Genomic DNA, 21,455 nt, shown 5'->3' with positions numbered 1-21,455 from the left:
TCACCTCTGTTTTTAGTTGATAAAAACCCTCCGATTCCATGTATTCCTATTCAAAACAACAGAATTTACGAATGGGGATAGTTCCATTATAATGTGTACAAGTTCCAATTAAAACTACAACATTAAAGTATACATAGTGTCGAAAAGTATACTATAGGTAATTATAAGGTTCAGGAGGGGTAACGTGCCGAAGTTAGGTGAGAAAGAGTTTAATTGTGAAAAGGAATTAACGCTGTCGATTATCGGAGGAAAGTGGAAAATGTTAGTCCTATGGCATTTAGGAAAAGAAGGAACTAAGCGTTTTGGGGAATTGAAGAACCTGATGCCTGGAATTACGCAGCGGATGCTTGTTAACCAATTACGGGAACTGGAAGACCATTTGATTGTCCATCGCGAAGTATATCCAGTGGTTCCTCCAAAAGTGGAGTATTCATTAACTGAACAAGGAAGAACGCTTATGCCAATTTTAGATGCGATGTACGAATGGGGGAAAACCTATATTGCGAACAATTTAGAACCCAGTGATGAAGAAAAAAACGAAAACTGATTGTATAAGCAGGAGAATTTCACAAAACTAACGTCCTCATTTTAATTTGCAGATGAGGACTTTTTTTGTGGAAAAAGGCAGAAGTGAAACTAAGTGTCATGCCGCTCCGTAACAGACAGTATACTAACACGTCACAAAACTCTGTTTAGAAATGAGGGGAAGAATAAGTGAATTATAATGAAATCGATAACCGTGCTGAATTGGACATGAACTCTGAAGAAACGCCGATAAAAGCGGTCTTTAAAAAGTTTGGGATTCAAAAAGATGTATCGCTTATATACGGTGAACCGGTTGAAGTAGGACTAAACAAAGTAATTCCTGTCGCTAAGATGAAGTATGCTGTTGGAGGCGGAGGAGAAGGGGCCGGCGGAAGTTTTTCTGTCAAACCGGTTGGTGTATATGAAATCACACCGGATCACGTCAGCTTCAAACCAGTAAATAATTATCGGAAGCTAGCCGCAATTGGGTTAATCGTTACCGGAATCGCTGGGTTTCTTCTTACACGCAAAAACTGACTAGAACACGATCTTGCAATGACTCCGCGTTGAGTCATTGCTTTTTTGTTTTGTTCAGAATCTGCCAAACTGGCCGGCACATGTACATAATGACAATTTAATAATCATTAATTATGAATATTTGACAGTTTACTTTCATAAATGATATAGTGCCACTAGATTGAAAACGCTTTCTAGTTATTTCTCGTTCAACGTCAAACAGCAAGGAGACTATTTATGAACAGCCAAGAGTTACTAAACCAATTACAACATTCGCTTATTGTCTCTTGCCAGGCATTAGAGGATGAGCCGCTGCACAGTTCATTCATTATGAGTAAAATGGCACTCGCCGCAAAACTTGGCGGAGCTGCTGGCATTCGGGCTAACACAGTAGAAGATATCCAAGCGATTAAACTAGAAGTTAATCTCCCGATTATCGGAATCATTAAGAAGGACTATCCGAACGAGGCGGTCTTCATTACCCCAACTATCACAGAAATAAGTGCACTGGCTGAAGAAGGTGTCGACATTATCGCGCTGGATGGCACGGATCGAATGAGACCCGGACATCTGACGTTCAAAGAACTTCTCAGCCAGGCAAAACAGAAGTATCCTGAACAGCTCTTTATGGCGGATGTGTCTACATTAGAAGAAGGGGTGCTTGCTGCTGAAGCGGGCGCGGACATTGTCGCTCCGACATTAGCAGGGTATACACCTTATTCCCATGGTGTGAAACCGCTGGAACTAGTGAAACAGCTTGTTGAAAAAGTGAACGTCCCAGTCATTGCTGAGGGGAACTTTGATACGCCTGAAAAGGCAAAGCAGGCCATTGAACTTGGAGCCCATGCAGTGGTCGTAGGAAGCGCTATTACACGACCTATGACAATCACAGAAAAATTTGCAACAGCTATTCATCACAACTAATAGACGCACAACACTATATGAAAAAGAGGAGCGGATTCGCATGAAAGGTATTTTTACAGCACTAATGTGTGCATTTGACGAGCAGGGGAACATTCACGAAAAAGGGTTGCGCCAGTTAGTACGTCACAACATCGATGTCTCTAAAGTGGACGGATTATACGTCAACGGAAGTACAGGAGAGAACTTCTTGATCTCAACTGAAGACAAAAAGCGGATCTTTGAAATCGTCAAGGACGAAGCCGGGGACCAAGTAAAGCTGATCGCTCAAGTCGGTGCACTTAACATTGATGAAGCTGTTGAGCTCGCTAAATATGCGACAGATCTTGGCTATGATTCTTTATCTGCCGTTACCCCTTTCTACTACAAATTCGATTTCGAAGAAGTAAAAGATTACTACAATACGATTATCAACAGCGTCGATAATACGATGATTATCTATTCAATACCTGCGTTAACTGGCGTCAACATGAGCCTGGAGCAATTCGGTGAGCTGTTTGAAAATGAGAAAATCATTGGAGTTAAATTCACAGCACCTGATTTCTATTTACTTGAGCGTTTACGTCATGCATACCCAGAGAAGCTGATCTATTCAGGATTCGACGAAATGCTATTATCTGCAGCTGTTTTGAACGTAGATGGTGCAATCGGCAGTACGTTTAACGTCAATGGTGCACGCGCCCGTTCGATCTTTGAACTTGCACAAGAAGGGAAAATTGAAGAAGCGCGTGAAATCCAGAAAGTAACAAATGATCTCATTTCAGGAATTTTGGCAAATGGCCTTTACCAGACAATCAAAGAAATGTTGAAAACTCAAGGTGTCGAAGCGGGAGTCTGCCGCAAGCCAATGAAACAGCTGTCCGCAGACAATGTGAAAGTGGCACAAGACCTTGCAGCAACTTTCTTAACTAAGTGATGCACGAAAGACTTCTGCGGAAGTCTTTTAGCTTGCAAGTAAGCGCTTACCTATAGACAAAGTGATGATAGGGGGAAAAGGGATGGATGGAAAATTTGCAGTAATCGATTACGTGATTTTGGTTGCGTATTTGCTTCTGATTCTGTATATCGGGATAGCGGTTGCCAAGAAAGAAATGAAAGGCAAAGAGTTTTTTAAAGGTGATGGAAGTATACCGTGGTGGGTCACATCGGTGAGTCTATTTGCAACACTGCTTTCTCCAATATCATTCTTATCACTCGCAGGAAATTCATATCTTGGAAACTGGCAGCTTTGGGCAGGTCAGATTGGATTGTTCATCGCAGTTCCGGTGGCAATCTACTTCTTCTTGCCGGTATATCGCAATCTTAACATCGATACAGCGTATGAGTATTTAGAAAAACGATTTGGCAAAGGCTTACGGATTATGGGAAGTTCTCTTTTCATCATCTACCAAGTCGGACGTATGTCGATCATCATGTACTTGCCTGCACTCGCACTATCAGCGGTAACAGGCATTCATACAGTAGCTATCATTTTATTCATGGGTGTCATCGCAACGATTTACTCTTCAATTGGCGGGATTAAATCCGTTCTATGGACAGATTTCATCCAAGGGATTGTCTTGATAGGCGGCGGGATTTTTGCTCTTATCGTACTTATAATTTCTGTTAAAGGCGGCTTCCCGGAGATTATGAAGGTCGGTGTCCAAGACAACAAGTTCTTTAGTGAAGCTGTGATTTTTGACCCGAATATTTTCAATGATAGCTTGTTCATCATTTTCCTTGGTGCTGGCTTGTCTACATTGTTCTCGTACATTTCAAGTCAAGACATGGTACAGCGTTATTTGACTACGACAGATTTGAAGCAGATGAACAAAATGACGATCATGAACGGTGTGCTTTCGCTTGGTACCGCAACCCTGTTCTTCTTTATCGGAACGTCTCTCTATGTGTTTTACAAGCAAGCGGGCGGCGCGATGCCTGATGGTGCAAAAGATCTCATTTTCGCGAATTTCATCGTTACTGAATTACCGGCAGGGATCTCAGGATTACTGATTGCAGGTCTGTTCGCGGCTGGTCAATCGACGCTCTCAACAGGTTTGAACAGTGTCGCGACCAGTTGGACATTGGATATTCAAAAAGTATTGCGACCGGATATGACCGATGAAAAAGGAACGAAAATAGCTAAAGCTGTCAGCATCATAGTAGGTATTCTATCAATCATCTTTGCAATTGTTCTCGCATACTCTAACGTTAGTTCTGCGTATGAATGGTTCAATGGTCTGATGGGTCTTGTGCTTGGTATTATCGGTGGTACATTCACACTTGGCGTGTTGACGAAACGCGCGAATACAAAAGGCGCGATTGCTGGTTTCATCGTGACGTCCCTTATCGCGATCTATGTTTCTTATTTCACGGACACGACGCTATGGGCGTATTCACTTATTAACCTCGTCTCTTCTCTCGTATTCGGTTACTTGTTCAGCTTGCTGTTCAAAGAAAAGAGTAAGGCAGAGGATAGTTCTGCAGGGCTTACTTATTACGATCAAAAGTAAGAGTTATAAAAATAAAAGGAAAGGACAGCGCCGCATAATTGGTGCTGTCCTTCGCTATTTCAAATGATATAGTAAATGGAACAGATAAGGGGGAATCGCTGTGTATATTGGTGCGATTGATATTGGCGGCACATCTATCAAAACTGCAATTTCAGATGAATATGGGCAGTTGACGAATGCTAAAGCGTATCCGACAGAAGCGGAAAAAGGCGGAGCGCATCTTATGAATAAAATTGTAATGATCTGTGAAGAGATGCATGCAGCAGAGAGTCTGAGCGGATTTGCGATTAGTTCTGCAGGGCAGGTAGACGCGGAGACCGGAACGATTATCTATGCGAATGACACAATACCTGGCTATTCTGGAATGAATGTATGTGAGCAAATAACTGAGAAATTCCGCATACCAGCAACGATGGATAACGATGTAAACTGTACAGCACTTGGCGAACAATGGTTAGGAGCCGCAAAGAATGTCTCAGACTTTTTAACGGTGACACTTGGGACTGGAATTGGCGGAGCGTTATTTATTAACGGATTTTTATATAGAGGATTTAATTTTTCCGGCGGTGAAATCGGTCATATGACCTTGTATCCTGGTGGAAAGCCTTGTACCTGTAATTTAGCGGGGTGTTATGAAAGATATGCATCCAGTGCAGCACTTGCGGTTGCTGTTCATCAAAAGTTTGGAGAGTTGGAGCTTCCTGCCTTCTTTGAAATGATACGTTCGGGAAGTGTTGAAGCAAACATCGTGTTTGAGAAATGGGTGGATGATCTGACAACTGGACTGGCGTCACTGGTAACCATTTTAAACCCGTCCATGGTAGTGATTGGCGGAGGGATTTCTGCACAAGGTTCTCTTTTACTAGAAGCGATTCAAACGTCACTTGACTCAAAACTCATGCCAAATCACAAAAGCTGTTTAACTGTTACCCTTGCGGAAAAAGGGAATGATGCCAATCTGCTTGGAGCAGTACGTCACTTTTTGAACAACCATTCTGTTCAAAACGATTAAGAGAAAGGAGAAGGATTTGAATGCAGACGGGACCGTTAAAAGGGATGAAACCTTCAGTCCTCATGGAACAGTATAAGCCTCAATTTACAAAGTCAGAGCATAAAATTTATACGTACTTAACAGCAAACGAAACCCAAGTAATCTATCTATCGCTCACAGAACTGTGTGAGGCTAGCGGCGCAGCTGAGGCAACTGTACTTCGTTTTTTCAGGAAGCTTGGATATAAGGGGTTTCAAGATTTTAAGTATTCCTATGCACAAGAGCTTTCAGCTGGTACTGCTGTTCCAGAGCAAGGGACCTATCTTGATAAAATTCGAACGAATATGGTACGAGCTGTAGAAGACTCTGCAGGACTTGTTGATGAAAAAGAACTTCAGCGTACGATAGAAGTCATGAAACAGAAAGATAATATCGTTATCTTTGGTGTAGGATCATCGGGTATTGCAGGGCTCGATATGCAAAGCAGACTAATGCGGATTGGCCGCCAAGCAACTGCAGTCATCGATCCGCATTTTCAAGTGATGCTTGCGTCTTCCTTGAATGAAAACAGTGTGGTCATTGCAATCAGTATATCTGGCGGGACTAAAGATATCGTGGATTCTGTTAAAATCGCGAAAGAAAAAGGTGCTGCTATTGTTGTGTTAACGAATTATTTGAAATCACCGCTAAGCCAATATGCAGATCATATTCTCCTCGGAGCTGCGAAAGAAAACCCGCTGGATAGCGGGTCATTAGTATCGAAAATTGCACAATTGTTTTTAATCGATGTGCTGTGTACTGGTTTGGCCGTGAAAGATGTAGGAAAAGCAGAGGAAATTCAGACTGAAATTTCCACTAATATTTCTAACAAGCTTTATTGATAACAACTTTAATCGCGCTAAGTTAGTTCATCGGAGAAGGGCCGATTACGGTCATCGGTTTCACATTTGAAATCACGGATTCCCAGAGGTTTCGATCAATACCATATGCATACGGAATTACATCAGGGGGCGTTTGAGTTAACAAATCTGATCCGAAGACCACTTCGGGCATTCCTACGTTGAATATCCCTTGTAAGTGCGTGTTCTCTTCATTTGCCAATTGGTAATGCCACCAGCCTTGGGGAATATTAACGACCTGACCAGGTGTGATCCGGTAATGTTGAAATTCTTTTGTCTGAATGTTCATCATGGAAATGGTGGCGGAACCAGAGATGCAATACGTAAGCTCGGAACCATTCGGATGATAATGCGGCTCGATAATACTGTCCTTGCTTAGATATATGTCTAACATCGAGACGCCTTGCAGTGAATTCAATTGCTCGCTGCTGACGATATTAATGAAGTTCTTATCGTCTTTTTTAAAAAATGGATTTTTAGTTACGTCTGCAAAATAATGAACAGCAGTCCCGTTATTTTTATTTTCAGCAGTCATTCTTTCCACCCCTTCTTTCTGAAGATGATGTTCTATTCTCATAGACTCGATATAGGTTATGCGTCTCGCTTATTGAACGTTCGCTGGTCAGTCATTTTATCGAAATAGCATTGAAACTTTTCCAGGGTTCATCCGACTACTTTCATAGAAACGATTAGTTAGTGAATTGAGGGGATTTTATGAAGAAGCTAGCAGGATTAGCAGGAATGATGATGGCAGTTATGATGGCTGCATGCGGCACTCAATCTGGGGACGCACCGAATAAGGATGAAGTTTCAAAAGTGGAGTATGCAGATATTATGTCGAACATTAGGGACCAAGTTGCAGAAGATTTAAAAGATGAAGGCGTCGATGATATGGGTCAAACCCATCAAGAAACGAACTTGACGGAACCAGAAGGAGAAGATTCTGCAGCGGATATTTGGATTGAAAAAATGAAGTTAAACCCGGAGTTCCTTGCAAATGGGACTGTCCTGGCGGCGCTTATGAACGTCAATGCAGATGAGATCATCTTGCTGGAAGCAAAGAATGAAGACCAGGTCGATGAATTGAAGACAACGCTTGAAAACGAACTGGCTGCACAAGATCAAACATGGAAGCAATACTTGCCGGAGCAATATGAAAAAGTGAAGAACAATAAAATCGTCACAAAAGGGAAATACCTATTGTATGTGACGTATACAAATCCAGAAGCAATTGAAAAAGCATTCAACGACAGCTTCTGACAAACGAAAAGGCACACTATGTGCCTTTTTCTAATTGAATGAGTAAGGGGGGCAATGCATGGTATTCAGCAGTTTAACATTTCTATTTTTCTTTTTGCCTCTAGCACTCATACTCTATTACATCAGTCCGCGGTCCATCAAAAACGTCACACTGCTTGGCGTCAGTCTATTCTTTTACGCATGGGGAGAGCCTGTTTACATAGCGTTAATGATTTTTTCTGCACTGGCGGATTACATACATGGGCGCATTATCGGACGGTACCGGGAACAGCGGCCGCTTTATGCAAAGCTTGGACTCCTATCTTCACTCGTTGTAAATCTAGCCGTTCTATCATTTTTCAAATACGCAGATTTTCTCATTGGAAGTGTCAATTCCCTCATTGGGACAGGTATTGAACCATTGGAGTTACCGCTGCCAATCGGTATTTCCTTTTATACGTTTCAAACGATGTCTTACGCAATTGATGTGTATCGGGGGAAAGTGCGGCCGCAAAAAAATATCGTTACGTTTGCACTCTATGTCTCCTTATTCCCTCAGCTGATTGCAGGACCTATTGTCCGTTACGAAATAATTGAGAAGGAATTGATGAACCGGACGTTTCAACTGAGTCAATTTGCAGATGGTGTGAGGATATTCATCATTGGACTTGGCAAGAAGGTCTTAATCGCCAATACAATCGGTCAGTTGTGGGCTAGTGTAGAGAGCCAGGGGATTTCAGACCTTACCGTATTAACTGCTTGGCTGGGAATTATTGCATTTGCATTCCAAATCTACTTTGACTTCAGCGGCTATTCGGACATGGCGATTGGTCTTGGGCTAATGTTTGGATTCAGTTTTCCAACGAACTTTAACTATCCGTATATTGCGAAGAATGCTTCTGAGTTTTGGCGGCGCTGGCATATTACCCTAGGGTCCTGGTTTCGTGATTACGTCTACATTCCTCTTGGGGGCAATCGGAAAGGGCAGCTGATCCTCTATCGTAATTTGTTCATTGTCTGGGGATTGACGGGCTTATGGCATGGCGCCAGTTGGAATTATGTGCTGTGGGGCTTGTATTTCGGGGTTCTCATAGGAATAGAACGTGCAGGCTTGCTGAAATGGCTTGAAAAGCTCCCGCGTTTTCTTCAGCATGCGTATTTACTCATCATTATCCTGTTCAGCTGGGTGCTCTTCGTCTTTGAAGATATTGGAGAAGGGATTCAGTACGCACAGGTGATGATCGGCTTGAGCGGCCGCCCGCTCTACAATACAGCATTTCTATATGACGTTTATACGAATGGTATTTTACTGCTCATTGCCGGGCTTCTATCGACTCCGCTGTTTAAGAAACTTTGGAAGCGGTGTGCGGAACGAAGTGAAATCGTTCGAAACGAGTGGATTCAAACAGTTTTGCAAGTGCTCTTTTTCTTGACGATTCTGTTCCTGTCGACTTCATTCTTAGTGGATGATTCGTTTAATCCATTCCTTTACTTCCGTTTTTAATACCAATTGAATTCGAATAAGGCAGGAGGAGAAGAATTGTGAAGCGCTTGAATATGATAATGATTGTCCTCTTTGCCGTTTTTCTTGCCGGGATTGCATGTATGAATCTGCTGGCAGAAGACCAGCCGTTTTCTCAGGCTGAAAACCGCCCGTTGATGAAATTCCCCGAAGTGTCTCTGGACAGGATTACTTCAGGAGCATTTACAAAAGATGTAGAAACGTACTTAAGTGATCAGTTCGTCCATAAACGGTTTTGGACAAGCATTAAAGCATCTGCTCAAAAAGGAGTATTGAAAAAGGATAACAATGGCGTGTACTTCGGAGAAGACGGCTATTTGTTTGAGAAGTTTGAAGAACCTTCAGAGCAGCTCGATGCCAATAGTGAAAGTATTTCACGTTTCTTGCAGAAGACAAAAATTATTTCAGTGTATGGGCTGCTTGCCCCGACCTCTATCGAACTGTATCCTGAAAAACTGCCGAAATTTGCCCCGACAGCGAGTGAAACAGCAGCGATTCGACGCGTCGAAGAACAAGTGAAAGGGGATATCGACTGGATAGATGCTGCAGCTGCATTACAAGGAGCTACAGACAAGCAAATCTATTTTCACACAGATCATCACTGGACGCCTTATGGTGCATTTATCGCTTACCAGGCAGCGATGGAGAAAATGGGAATGACGCCGTACTCCCTGGATGCGTTTACGATTCGAAAGGTGTCTGAAAACTTCCGAGGAACGTATGACGCGAAAGCGAATGACCCTTTCTTGGCAGCAGATGAAATCAACATATTCGAGCCGAACTTCGATGTATCCTATGATATCGATATTGACGATGGCCAGTCGAAAATGGATTCTCTCTATGCATGGGAGTTTCTTAAAAAACGTGATCAGTATTCAGTGTTTTTAGGCGGCAATCATCGCGCCGTGACGGTCCATTCCAATGTGGAAAATGGACGGAAATTAATGATTATCAAAGACTCATACGCCCATGCGTTAGTTCCATTTTTAGCGAATCATTTTGAAGAAATCTATATGGTCGATTTGAGATATGACCATCGGAATATGGCCCGGGTCGCTGAAGAGAAAGGCATTCAAGACGTGTTGTTTGTGTATAATATCGCTAATTTTGCTGAAGACCAGAACTTGATTTGGCTGCGTCAATAAAAATGCAAAGAAAGACCGAGACACCGTTAACAGTATCTCGGTCTTTTTCTCGTTGGATTGCATAATCAGTTGCTTATTTTGCAGCAATCATCGCTTCTTTTACTTCTTGAATCTGTTCGATATGACGCAGCTCATGGTAGCCCACAAATGGAATGTATTGAGCCAGACTCATGTCTCCAAATACAGGATGGGGATAAGACTTTACTTCCAGTTGATCAGCAGGTACTGTATTTTCGATCTTTTGAAGTGCGTTATGAGATTCGTGCAGCTTACTTTTTAATTCATCCAATGTATAAAATGTATCTCCAGGTCGTGCGAAGTCAGGAACTTCAACCTTTTGAGTGCGGTCGACCGTGCGTTCAATTGGCTTGTGCGGAGTCGAATGATGCTCATCTGAACGCAATTGAGATTGAATCGTTTTCGCAATACCGCCTTCCATTAAATATAAATGTTCCAGTACTTGCCTTACAGACCATTTTTCCTCTGAGGGTTTCCAATTTACCTCTTCATCCGTTAGTCCAGCCACTTCTTCTAATAACTTTTCCCGTGCTTCTTCATTGACCTTCATCGACTCACTCCCTAATACCTAATACCTTACTATACCGTCTATATAAGATTTCAAACCTTTATGCATCGCTATGAAGCAGAGAAGCCTTATAATAGTAGGATGCAGAGTACATACTGACTAAGTAGGGTACTTTGTAAAAGACTGTAATCCAACCATCAAGAAGGTGAAGAAGTGGAAATTTTTGAAGTCATATTACTTATGCTGAGTGCAGTTTTTGTTTCAAACGTGCTGAATCGTTTTTTACCAGCCATTGCAGTGCCGCTCATTCAAGTAGTGCTTGGTATTGTACTCGCTATCCCGTTAACGGATCATTCTATTAAGTTGAGTCCGGAACTGTTTTTACTGCTATTCATTGCTCCCATTCTATTTAACGATGGGGTGAATGTGGATAAGAATGCTTTGTGGAAAGAACGGAAGTCGATTCTTTCCCTTTCCCTTGGTCTAGTATTTGTAACGGTGGGTCTGCTCGGCGGATTTATACATCTTTTATTGCCTTCGCTTCCGCTGGCGGCTGCTTTTGCTTTAGCAGCGGCACTTGCACCGACAGATGCTGTGGCTGTAAGCGCATTGGCCGAGAAAGTGAAAGTCCCCCATAAAATCCGGCATACACTTGAAGGGGAATCATTAATTAATGATGCTTCCGGACTTGTATCCTTTCAATTTGCATTGGCAGCACTATTAACAGGGACATTTTCACTGTTAGAAGCGAGTACTACGTTTGTGCTGATTTCAGTCGGAGGGATTCTGCTCGGTGCGTTATTAAGTTTCTTGAAAATTTTGCTGATGAGATGGCTGCGAACGCTTGGTATCGAAAATAGTATATCGTTCATTCTAATGGAAATTTTGCTGCCTTTTCTCATTTTCGTTATCGCAGAAGCTGTTGGGGTGAATGGGATTTTAGCAGTTGTAAGCGGCGGTATTGTGCACTCTATGACCCATAAGCGATTCAATCCTGAAGTTGCGCAGTTAAGATTGCTATCTAGAAACACATGGTCCGTGATCACGTTTAGTTTGAACGGAATTGTTTTCGTGCTGTTAGGAACCCAGCTTCCTAACATTGTCCAGACCATACTTAATGATTCAAGTAATCAGATAATTGTTGTCGTTGGTTATATTGTTGCGATTACATTCGCACTATTAGCATTGAGATTTACTTGGATTGTAATCTTTAATAATTTCCAGAATACGACGGAGTCTGGTGGAAAGCGCCGTATTGTAGACACATTACTGTATACCATCTCTGGAGTTAGAGGAACCATAACGCTAGTCAGTGTCCTTTCACTCCCGCTATTTTTGAAAGATGGAACACCATTTGCAGAACGTAACTTGCTGCTATTCATTGCCGCGGGCGTCATATTGCTGACGCTGCTGCTTGCAAACTTCACACTGCATCTGTTTGCACCGAGAGCAGAAGCTGTTTCGCTTAAAGAAGATCATACGTTTGAAATTGCCATGTTGCGCAGTGTGAAAAAAGAATTGCGGAAACAGCGGACTGATGAAAACAAACAAGTGATTGGGAGAGTTATTAAAATGTACAACGACAGAATTTTTTCGTTTACGAGTCTTAATGATTTGAACAAAAGTGAACGCAAAATCCGTCAACTTATTTTAGAGTGGCAATTGGAAAATACAAAGAGATTAGTTAAGCAAGGCCTTGTACGTATACAATTGGCGTTTCCTTATCTGAGAAGGATAAATAAAAGACTGTATCGGATAACTAAAGATAAGAAGTATAGTTTCAATTCTTTTTACAGCAGATTGCTGAAGAGACAGCTTAAAAACTTGCATTTGAAACCTCTCACTTTAGAACATAGGAGAGAACAAAGAAGAATTCTTTTTCAGAGTAATGGCCAGTTCGTCACTGCGAAACTGAAAGCACTGGAAGAAGGCGAATTCTCACCGGAGCTTGTAGAAGCCTTCCTGCTGAATTATGAAAGGATGGGAGGACAGGGTCTTGAGAGGGAAGCACTTGGTCATTTGCATGAATGGATAGACTACGCACTGCAAACCGAGAGAACGTATATTCATAATGCTTTTGAAAAAGGAGACATCACAAGAAGTGAAATGAAACAATACAGGGAAAACCTTCTAGCGATTGAGAATAGCTTGCAGCTGTAAAAGGAAGACAGTTGCACAAATGATGAAAAAGACTGCCGAACTGCGAACGATCGCTGCTCGGCAGTCTTTTTTATATCAGATAGGTTAAGCTTTTGCGCCTTCTTTTTTAGGCTGTGTCAGAAAATCAGGTTCTTTCAAGTACTTGACACAGTTCGATTCCGTTTTATTAATTGAACGGTATATTCACGGTTTTTAGTTCCGAGAATGGACCAATTCACCTTGCACCCAAACGTCACGAATATTTTCAGGACGCACCAAGTACATCATCTTTTGGAAAATATCGAGTAACGGTTCGTCAGGGTCAAACAATGGAAGCTTAGCAGTTGGGATTGTTGTATCAATACGCTGAACATCCCATGCATACCCTTCTTCCAGACGTCCAATCGGTAAACTTAAACTTGCTCCGCCTCCAGCAGTAACCAAGTGGAATGCTTCTGCAATCGTAATGCGGGAATCTTTTACCCCGCGTTCTTCTGTAGGCAAGTCTGGATTTACGCCATCTTCCAACATGCGGGAAGACATGACTGCTTGCCGTGAATTATCGTATAGACTAGGAGAAAACCCGCCAGAAATATCTGATCCAAGACCAATATCCACGCCCATACGAGCGAATTTTGCAATGGGAATTACACTGTTCGCAAAGTATGCATTTGACACAGGGCAGTGGGCAATCGCGCTGCCGGTTTCAGCGAACAATTTTGCATCCTCATCTGAAAGGAAATTACTATGAGCCATAACGGACTTATCTTGCAGCAATCCGAAGTCATTCAGTGCTTGCGCATCGTTCTTTCCGAAACGCTGCTGCACATGCTGATGCGCCCAATCACTTTCACTGCAATGCGATTGGATGTGTGTATCATATTTAGCGGCAAGTGCGCCAAGACCTTCTAACACTTCATCCGTACATGTCGGGATGAATCTTGGAGTGACAACCGGATAGACGCCTTGTTTCGTCGTTTCGGCAATTTTCTTTACTTCAAGGATGAATTCCTCGGTATCTTGCAAAGCAGTCTGAGTGTCTGCGTCTCGATAAAAATCAGGGCATTCTTGAGCTAAATCCATCACAACTTTTCCAACCAAGCCGCGCTGGCCTTGTTTCGCACAAATGTCTGCAAGTAAAACACTCGCCTCTTTGTGAACCGTAGCAAAGTAAAGGGCAGTCGTCGTGCCGTTAGCGAGAAGCGTGCTGACTACATCTTCATAGACTAATTTCGCATAGTCGAGGTCTGCAAATTTCGCTTCAGAAGGGAATGTATATGTACTTAACCAGTCATGAAGGGGAATATCCAGTGCAGTTCCAGCTTGTGCCCATTGAGACGCATGGATGTGCAGGTCAATAAATCCGGGAAGCAGATAGGAACCTTCATCGATTTTATAGAAAGCATGCGTATTCACATACTCGTTGAGAATGCTATCGTAATCATCATGTTCAGGGTGCACAATACGGTCGATTATTCCTTTATCGTCAATACAGAAAAGGCAGTCCTTCAAAACGGCTACCTCTTTTGGTGACGTGCTTGAAAAAGCAGTTGCTAAAAAAACTTTTGTATACATAACATTCATACCCCTCATCTATGTGATAGAGCCTGTTATATCAGTACGGCTTTCCTATTTGTAAAGTCAATATTCTTATAATACGCATTTTTCACAAGTAGATTGGGACCGAGACAACGTACGGCGGGACAGTGACAGCTAACGGACTTCGCGAGTGAGTGCTGCTGCCATGCATCATACATATCCGGAAGATTTCCATCTTGGATATTTCCAAGCGGCGGTACATCGCCGAAATCTGTCACAATGACATCGCCTGTAAAGATATTGACGTTTAAGCGGGATCTTCCATCGGGATCATTGCGGACAGACACGTTAGGACTCGCTTGAAGCTGTGCCAGCAATTCCTGATCTGCAACGGCTGGACTGCAAGAATAGAAGGGCAGCGTACCGAAAAGCATCCATGTGGAAGGGTCGCGGAATTCAAGGATTTCTTTTATCGCCTTGCGGGTTTCATCCAACGAAAGGACTTCAAGTGTTGACGCAAAGTCACTCGGGTACATTGGGTGAATTTCGTGTCGTGCACACTTCATTTCGTTTACAACTTGTTCATGGATCTTTTGCAAGTGCGGAAGTGTTCTGCGATTCAGCATCGTTTCTGCTGAGACCGTTACGCCTAAGTCTGCTAAAGCACGGCTGTTTTCAATCATCCGTTGAAATTGTTCGGCGCGTTTTTCAAATGAAGGCATGCGTTCCATATTTGCGAACCCGCCTTCCGCGAAATCTTCAACGGTCCCCCAGTTATGGGAAATGTGAAGAACGTCAAGGTAAGGAGCGATCATTTCATATCGCTCAAGAGGCATCGTCAAATTAGAATTCATCTGCGTGCGAATGCCTCGGTCATGTGCGTATTTGAGGAGAGGCAAAACGTATCGCTCCACCGATCGTTTCGAAAACATCGGTTCGCCGCCTGTTAAACTAATTGTACGTAAATGAGGAATTTCTTCCAGACGTTGAATGAGCAGCTCTATTGGAAGAGCGTCAGGGTCTTTTGGCTGGAGCATATAGCCGACGGCGCAATGTTCACAGCGCATATTGCATAAGTATGTCGTTGTAAATTCAATACTCGAAAGAACTTGGCGTCCGTGGGTATCCACGTCTAAATAAGCTTCCCAAGGATCTTGGGAGATCATGTCGTTAGTTGAAATCATTAGTCAAACTCCTGTCTTCTGAATGTACGTAACTAAGTATGCGCTGAATTAGAAGACGTTGCAATAAGAGAAGGAATTTGCAGAACACGTTGAAAATTTCATGAAGGGGGATTTCCATGTCTTCTTACAGCTATACTAAAAGACTTATGACTATGTTTCCTATTTATCTTGCAGATAGGTGATATTTCAGTAGAAAACGGGTATTAGAAGGAGAGCCGTTGGCACAAATTCAGAAAGCAGGTGCACAGAATGAAACACTTGTTTATTTCATTCGTCATCCCTTCATACAACGAAGAAGGCAATATATTAACTATGATGAAAGCGTTGAAAGATACGATGACCCCAAGTGGACTTCGCTATGAAGTGCTGTTCGTAGACGATGGAAGCGATGATAAAACGATGGATGAAATACGAGGAGCGCTGATCGATTATCCAGAAGTTGAATATGTATCCTTTACACGGAACTTTGGTAAAGAGGCTGCTATTTTAGCTGGACTGCAGTACGCAAAAGGGGACGCAGTCATATTAATGGATGCCGATTTGCAGCATCCGCCAGAACTGATTCCCCAATTGATACGAGGATATGAAGAGGGATATGACCAAGTTATTGCGAAAAGGAATCGAGTAGGAGACTCACCCATTCGTTCCTTGTTGTCGCGCGCATATTATTGGGGCGTTAACAAGACGATTGACGTAGAGCTGCATGACGGCGAAGGGGATTTCCGTTTGCTCAGCCGCCGCGCTGTCGACTCTTTGCTGCAGCTCAGTGAAGGAAATCGTTTCTCGAAAGGGCTGTATTCGTGGATCGGTCTGGAACAGAAAACGATTTCTTATGAGAACGTGACACGACAGCATGGCGAGACGAAGTGGTCATTCAAGCAACTGCTGAATTATGCAGTCGATGGAGTTGTATCGTTCAACACCAAGCCATTGCGCCTGTGCTTTTATGCAGGGTTACTCAGTTTGTTTCTTGCGATTGCCTATATTTCAATAACACTCATTGGAATTATTAGGAACGGAGTAGAGGTCCCAGGATACTTCACGATCATCTCTGCAGTTCTATTTCTTGGAGGCGTTCAGTTATTATCGCTCGGCATTATCGGAGAATATGTTGGACGGATTTACAATGAAACCAAAAAACGCCCGCACTACTTAGTTCGAAGGACAAGCGCAGCGGTGAAAGGAAAACCAGTCTCTCATGCCAAAATTGGAAATTCGTGAATTCATCACATTCGCCATTGTCGGCGTTATTAATACAGGAACCTACTATGCGTTCTACTTGCTCGGACTAAAAGGAATCGGCCTTGCTTATATGATTGCGCATTTCAGCGCAGTCATTTTAAGCATGATCATTTCCTTTTTCTTAAACAGCTATGTAACGTACAAAGTGAAACCGACGTTAAAGAAATTTTTAATCTACCCTGTCACTCAACTTGTCAATATCATCGTGACTGCTGTTTTGCTCTATATTTTAGTAGACGGGCTGCATATTAGCAGCAGTATCGCGCCGCTCGGAGCATTAGTCATTACAGTGCCTGTGACATTCATAGTAACTGGAAAGGTGCTGAAGGCAGCGTGATGACGAAAAGAAAGTGGCTTGGGCTTGTTATCGTAAGTATAATCACCGCTATCATGGCTCACGGGTTCATGTTGTCGGAGTGGGTACAAGGACGCTACGTAATAGGACCGAACGATGGCTTATCGCAAATGATTCCTTTCAAACATTTTCTTTATGAATCCATGCGTGACGGAAATTTCTTCTACTCAGAACGTTTTGGCTTAGGAGGCGGAACGTTTTCGCAGCTCGGCTATTATTTTTCAACGTCCATAATCTTCTTGGGTACCGCCTTAGTTACAGCGGTGTTAGGGTGGATTGGGATTCTGAATGCTCCCGGGCTTCAATATTGGGCGGATGCAACAGTGTTTGTCAGTATCATTCGTGTGACTGTAATTTTATTAATCACCACGGTTTTTTTCCGTTTAATCGGGTTGAAAACCCAATTTGCCTACATCGCCGCAGTTATTTACAGTATCAGTATTTTATATTTCCGACATGTGACGTATTGGGAGTTCTTTGCAGATGCGATGGTTTTTTTACCGCTATTACTGATCGGTGCGGAACGGATTATGCGTTATGGAAAACCAGGGTGGTTCGTTGCAGCAGTCGCACTCAGCATGATTGACAATTTCTATTTTGCCTATATTAACTTCTTGCTGACATTTAGTTACATAATTGCCCGATGGTTTATCCCTTTAGTTAAAGGGGAGCTGAAGAAAAAGAAGCAGATTGTACAGTTTCTAGCTGGCGGATTGCTTGGAGCAGCAATCAGCAGTCCATTTTTCGTTCCGGCTGTTTACGGGTATTTGAATAACTTCAGACCTCCATTTGAAGGGGACATTCCTTTTTTTGATATGAAGGAAAATATTTTATCCGACGGGAAACTGGTGGTCTTACCTGCAATTGCAATCCTTTGCTTATTTCTATTTCCACTGTATAGAAAGAGAGGATTTCGGTTGTTTGCCATCCTGACTGTTGTGCTGGCAGTACTTCACGCATCCCCCGCGGTTGGAAGTGTGTTTAATGGGTTATCTGCACCGCAATTCCGATGGGAACACATGCTGATGCTGACTGCGGGCGGATTGGCTGCGGTCACATTGCAGAATCGGAAGGCAATCCACTTGAAGCATGCGGCAATTGCAGTGCTCGGCACAATCGCAGTTTACTATCTCTTTTCAATTATGGAATTGGAAGGAAAGCCGAGTCTATATGCAGACAGTTTAGTGGTAATGGCACTGATTACTTGTGCAGTTGCAATTCTGTCTGCCGTTCGGCAATTTAAGCATTGGGATATCGCGCTGTGGATCGTGATCATCGGTTCCAGTTTAGTGACTGTGAACCTGTTCCAAAAGGAGAAGCTTACTGGAAATCACCCGAACGTGGAGCAAGTTCAGGGCCAAGGCATTCCGCAGTCATTTTTCACGAGCGATGCTTACAACGGGGAAGAGTCACGAGAACTGGTCCGCCGCGTATCGTCGCTTGAAAAAGACCCTCTCGCAAGAATTGATTGGATGATTGGTACTCGCAACAACACTCCGATTGTCCAGGACTTTTTAGGGACGAGCATTTACTCGAGCATTTTAAATCAGCATTTGCTGCATTTTTACTTAGATGATTTATCAATTGACATGGGAAGAGAGAGTGTCAGTCGGTATGCGGGATTCGGCGGACGTGCGAACCTTTATAGCTTACTGAACGGAGTGTATGCGGTTCGTTCAGAGAAGGGAAATCCGATTCCGTTTGGTTTTGATGAAGTTACTGATAGCGGGGACTTCAAAGCGTATGAAAACGAACACCGTCTTCCGTTTGTTCGAACTGTGAATAAGATTTATACAGAAAAAGAATTAAAAAATAGTCCTGTGCTTGCGCGCGAGCACGCCATGTTAACTGGAGCGGTGTTAGAAGATTGGGATGGCCGGTCAGAACCGTCACCAGCTGAAGAAAATTTGATGGATCAAGTAACCGTTCAACCTGTTCGGGCTGTGTATGAGGATGACAAGCTAGTCGTTACAGGAAAGAATGGCGGAATCGATTTGAAAGTGTCTGATGTCCGTCTGCTGAAAGAAGACGCGTATGTTTCATTTTACTTGGAACGATCAACTGCAGATATAGGATTTCATCTCAAAGTAAATGACTATAAAACAACCCGTAAGCGCGGGGATTCGATTTATCGAACACGTGTTAATGATATAACGATTCGGGTGCCGTCAGAAGAAGTTATCCGGATACGCGTGCCAGAAGGAACTTATACATTAAGTGATTTACAGCTTTACGCTGAAGATTATACGACACTTAAAAAGGCTGAGCAGAAGAACAACCAAAGTTCTGAATCTGCCGTTGCATGGAAAGGCGGTCATGTAAACGTTCAGCTTGATAATCCAGCTGAAGACAGCTTGGCTGTGATGCCGATTCCGTTTGAAAAGGGCTGGACGGCAAAAGTGAATGGCAAAAAAGTATCCGTTTTGAAAACGAATTATGCGTTTACAGGAATACCGATTGAACCAGGCACAAATCAGATTGAAATGACATATCGGCCGCCCTACTTATGGATATCTCTCATCATCAGTGTGTTTGCGTTATTCGGAACGCTGGCATGGGTGTGGAGAAATACAAGAAACAAACCTTTCGCAGACTAATGCGGGAGGTTTGTTTTTGGATTGAAATAAATGCAGTCAGTTTCGTGTTGAGCGAGCGCTCAGTCTGGGCTATAATCGGAGTATCAATATGAGCGGGAGCTGTTAACCTAACCATGACGAAACATTTGAGTGAACAAGAATTGATGTCGTTAATGCACCCGGGCACGGATCTCATTATCCCCATTGCAAATGGAGAACCTCATTTGTTACTGGACCTGTTAGAAACAAATTATGAACAGCTGGATCGCGTAACTGTTCATCAAATGCTTGCCTTGCGAGAACGTGCATATATCCGCGGGGAAATGAAAGGGCACTTGTCGCATATGTCTTATTTTTTAAGCGGAGCCACACGAAATGCCTTTCGCAGCGGAGCTGTCGATCTCATTCCAAACGTATTTAGCGAAGTTCCGGGATTGCTTCGCGACACATTAAAACATCCAGTCGTCATCGCGGTAGCATCCCCGCCTGATGAACATGGGTACTTTTCACTTGGAACTCAAGCAGACTATGTTTCAGAGTTCATCGGCAAGATTCCGTTCATCCTCGAAGTGAACCGGCATATGCCGCGTACATTTGGAAAGAACCAAGTCCACATGAGCCAGATTGCAGGCTATGTGGAAAACGATATTCTTTTAACAGAAGAGAAGTGTCCCGTAATAAGTGAAAAAGACCAGAAGATTGCAAGCTACATTACATCAGAAATCCAAGACGGGGATACGCTGCAAGTTGGAATCGGAGCGGTCCCGAATGCGGTGATGAGTATGCTGAGAAATCACCGTAATTTAGGTATCCATACGGAGATGCTGACAGATGGCATCGTAGACCTGGTTGCTTCAGATGCTGTGACTGGGATGAATAAACGCACACACCAAGGGAAAATTATCACGACGTTTGCATATGGAACACAACGGTTGTATGAATTTCTCCATAACAATCCAGGCGTTGAATTTTTGCCTGTAAGTACAGTCAATGACCCTTATGAGATTGCAAAAGAAGATAACATGGTTTCGATCAATGCCACTACCGAAGTGGATTTGTATGGACAATGTGCTTCTGAAACGATTGGCGGAAACTATTATTCATCCACGGGGGGACAAGCTGATTTTGCACGTGGTGCCCAGCTCGCGAAAAATGGGAAAGGGTTCATCTGCATGTATTCAACATTGAAGAATGATTCCATGTCCCGCATCAAACTGAGTCTCTCGCCCGGATCTATCGTCACGACTTCAAAAAACGAAGTCGATTGCATCGTGACAGAGTACGGGATTGCGAAGCTGCACGGCAAGTCACTTCGCGAACGCGCGGAAGCCTTAATCGCAATCGCTCACCCGAAATTCCGGGACGAGCTGCGCAGCGAAGCGATTGCTGCTGGAATACTGCCTTCTGAACAAGAATATGCAGCTGCAGAAATGGATGCCCGCTCATAGATCGGGAAGAATGATCATAAAATCGGGGATACGCTCATAAATCATGGATAGTGATCATAACCCGCGAGAAGTGATCATAACCTCACGAATGCGCTCATAACCAAAAAATAGTGATCATAAACCGCGGAAATACGCTCATAAACGCAAGCGGCGATTCCAATCCACCTGCCGCGGAGCTAAACAAACGCCCGCATCA

Annotated in this window: 19 protein-coding genes; 15 read left to right on the top strand and 4 right to left on the bottom strand. The window is 43.2% G+C overall.

Going from position 1 to position 21,455, the window contains the following annotated elements:
- Positions 1–184 precede the first annotated feature (184 nt).
- The 7 genes from hxlR to PGH26_RS13205 all read left to right on the top strand — a co-directional run bounded on the left by hxlR (position 185) and on the right by PGH26_RS13205 (position 6,326).
- Entirely contained in the window at positions 185–547 is a 363-nt protein-coding gene (gene hxlR, locus PGH26_RS13235; protein WP_323691518.1) for a transcriptional activator HxlR, read from the top strand.
- Between the two features lie 167 nt (positions 548–714).
- The gene (locus PGH26_RS13230) at positions 715–1,062 is read left to right on the top strand and encodes a hypothetical protein (protein WP_323691517.1); all 348 of its coding nucleotides are present in this window, start codon (positions 715–717) and stop codon (positions 1,060–1,062) included.
- Between the two features lie 216 nt (positions 1,063–1,278).
- Positions 1,279–1,965 carry an N-acetylmannosamine-6-phosphate 2-epimerase gene (locus PGH26_RS13225; RefSeq protein WP_323691516.1) on the top strand — a complete coding sequence of 229 codons (687 nt, stop codon included), beginning with the start codon at positions 1,279–1,281 and terminating at the stop codon, positions 1,963–1,965.
- A 40-nt stretch (positions 1,966–2,005) separates the two neighbouring features.
- A complete protein-coding gene (locus PGH26_RS13220) occupies positions 2,006–2,878 on the top strand; it encodes an N-acetylneuraminate lyase (RefSeq protein ID WP_323691515.1) in 873 nt (290 codons plus the stop codon).
- 82 nt (positions 2,879–2,960) lie between these two features.
- Positions 2,961–4,454 (top strand): sodium:solute symporter family protein, encoded by a 1,494-nt coding sequence (locus PGH26_RS13215; RefSeq protein WP_323691514.1) that lies wholly within the window; start codon positions 2,961–2,963, stop codon positions 4,452–4,454.
- A gap of 100 nt (positions 4,455–4,554) precedes the next feature.
- Positions 4,555–5,466: an ROK family protein gene (locus PGH26_RS13210; protein ID WP_323691513.1), complete on the top strand. Its 912-nt coding sequence runs from the start codon at positions 4,555–4,557 to the stop codon at positions 5,464–5,466.
- Between the two features lie 20 nt (positions 5,467–5,486).
- The gene (locus PGH26_RS13205) at positions 5,487–6,326 is read left to right on the top strand and encodes a MurR/RpiR family transcriptional regulator (RefSeq protein ID WP_323691512.1); all 840 of its coding nucleotides are present in this window, start codon (positions 5,487–5,489) and stop codon (positions 6,324–6,326) included.
- A 22-nt stretch (positions 6,327–6,348) separates the two neighbouring features.
- On the opposite strand, the gene PGH26_RS13200 is transcribed toward PGH26_RS13205, so the two are convergent.
- Positions 6,349–6,879 carry a cupin domain-containing protein gene (locus PGH26_RS13200; RefSeq protein WP_323691511.1) on the bottom strand — a complete coding sequence of 177 codons (531 nt, stop codon included), beginning with the start codon at positions 6,877–6,879 and terminating at the stop codon, positions 6,349–6,351.
- 179 nt (positions 6,880–7,058) lie between these two features.
- Between PGH26_RS13200 and PGH26_RS13195 the strand changes: the two genes are divergently transcribed.
- The 3 genes from PGH26_RS13195 to PGH26_RS13185 are packed head-to-tail and all read left to right on the top strand — an operon-like array spanning position 7,059 to position 10,250.
- Positions 7,059–7,604, top strand: coding sequence for a DUF4358 domain-containing protein (locus PGH26_RS13195; RefSeq protein WP_323691510.1), 546 nt, complete (start codon positions 7,059–7,061; stop codon positions 7,602–7,604).
- A 58-nt stretch (positions 7,605–7,662) separates the two neighbouring features.
- Positions 7,663–9,087 carry an MBOAT family O-acyltransferase gene (locus PGH26_RS13190; RefSeq protein ID WP_323691509.1) on the top strand — a complete coding sequence of 475 codons (1,425 nt, stop codon included), beginning with the start codon at positions 7,663–7,665 and terminating at the stop codon, positions 9,085–9,087.
- 38 nt (positions 9,088–9,125) lie between these two features.
- Positions 9,126–10,250, top strand: a complete 1,125-nt coding sequence (locus PGH26_RS13185; RefSeq protein WP_323691508.1) for a DHHW family protein — start codon at positions 9,126–9,128, stop codon at positions 10,248–10,250.
- Positions 10,251–10,323: 73 nt separating this feature from the next.
- Here the strand turns inward: PGH26_RS13185 and PGH26_RS13180 are convergent, their stop codons facing one another.
- The gene (locus tag PGH26_RS13180; RefSeq protein WP_323691507.1) at positions 10,324–10,818 is read right to left on the bottom strand and encodes a DinB family protein; all 495 of its coding nucleotides are present in this window, start codon (positions 10,816–10,818) and stop codon (positions 10,324–10,326) included.
- 171 nt (positions 10,819–10,989) lie between these two features.
- Between PGH26_RS13180 and PGH26_RS13175 the strand changes: the two genes are divergently transcribed.
- Positions 10,990–12,936 carry a Na+/H+ antiporter gene (locus PGH26_RS13175; RefSeq protein WP_323691506.1) on the top strand — a complete coding sequence of 649 codons (1,947 nt, stop codon included), beginning with the start codon at positions 10,990–10,992 and terminating at the stop codon, positions 12,934–12,936.
- 192 nt (positions 12,937–13,128) lie between these two features.
- On the opposite strand, the gene guaD is transcribed toward PGH26_RS13175, so the two are convergent.
- A complete protein-coding gene (gene guaD / locus PGH26_RS13170; RefSeq protein WP_323691505.1) occupies positions 13,129–14,490 on the bottom strand; it encodes a guanine deaminase in 1,362 nt (453 codons plus the stop codon).
- A gap of 35 nt (positions 14,491–14,525) precedes the next feature.
- Positions 14,526–15,638 carry a radical SAM/CxCxxxxC motif protein YfkAB gene (yfkAB, locus tag PGH26_RS13165; protein WP_323691504.1) on the bottom strand — a complete coding sequence of 371 codons (1,113 nt, stop codon included), beginning with the start codon at positions 15,636–15,638 and terminating at the stop codon, positions 14,526–14,528.
- A gap of 249 nt (positions 15,639–15,887) precedes the next feature.
- Between yfkAB and PGH26_RS13160 the strand changes: the two genes are divergently transcribed.
- From PGH26_RS13160 to PGH26_RS13145, 4 genes are all read left to right on the top strand, one after another.
- Positions 15,888–16,859, top strand: a complete 972-nt coding sequence (locus tag PGH26_RS13160) for a glycosyltransferase family 2 protein (RefSeq protein WP_323691503.1) — start codon at positions 15,888–15,890, stop codon at positions 16,857–16,859.
- A complete protein-coding gene (locus PGH26_RS13155; protein ID WP_323691502.1) occupies positions 16,837–17,217 on the top strand; it encodes a GtrA family protein in 381 nt (126 codons plus the stop codon). Before PGH26_RS13160 ends, PGH26_RS13155 begins: the two co-directional genes overlap by 23 nt.
- On the top strand, positions 17,217–19,832 hold the full coding sequence (locus tag PGH26_RS13150) for a YfhO family protein (RefSeq protein ID WP_323691501.1): 2,616 nt from the start codon (positions 17,217–17,219) through the stop codon (positions 19,830–19,832). Before PGH26_RS13155 ends, PGH26_RS13150 begins: the two co-directional genes overlap by 1 nt.
- Before the next feature lie 113 nt (positions 19,833–19,945).
- On the top strand, positions 19,946–21,259 hold the full coding sequence (locus PGH26_RS13145) for an acetyl-CoA hydrolase/transferase family protein (RefSeq protein ID WP_323691500.1): 1,314 nt from the start codon (positions 19,946–19,948) through the stop codon (positions 21,257–21,259).
- Positions 21,260–21,455 lie beyond the last annotated feature (196 nt).

This window comes from Sporosarcina jeotgali, assembly GCF_033304595.1.
Classification (GTDB): domain Bacteria; phylum Bacillota; class Bacilli; order Bacillales_A; family Planococcaceae; genus Sporosarcina; species Sporosarcina jeotgali.
The sequence above is the reverse complement of the archived record's forward strand: the minus strand, read 5'-3'. Positions and strand labels throughout refer to the sequence as shown.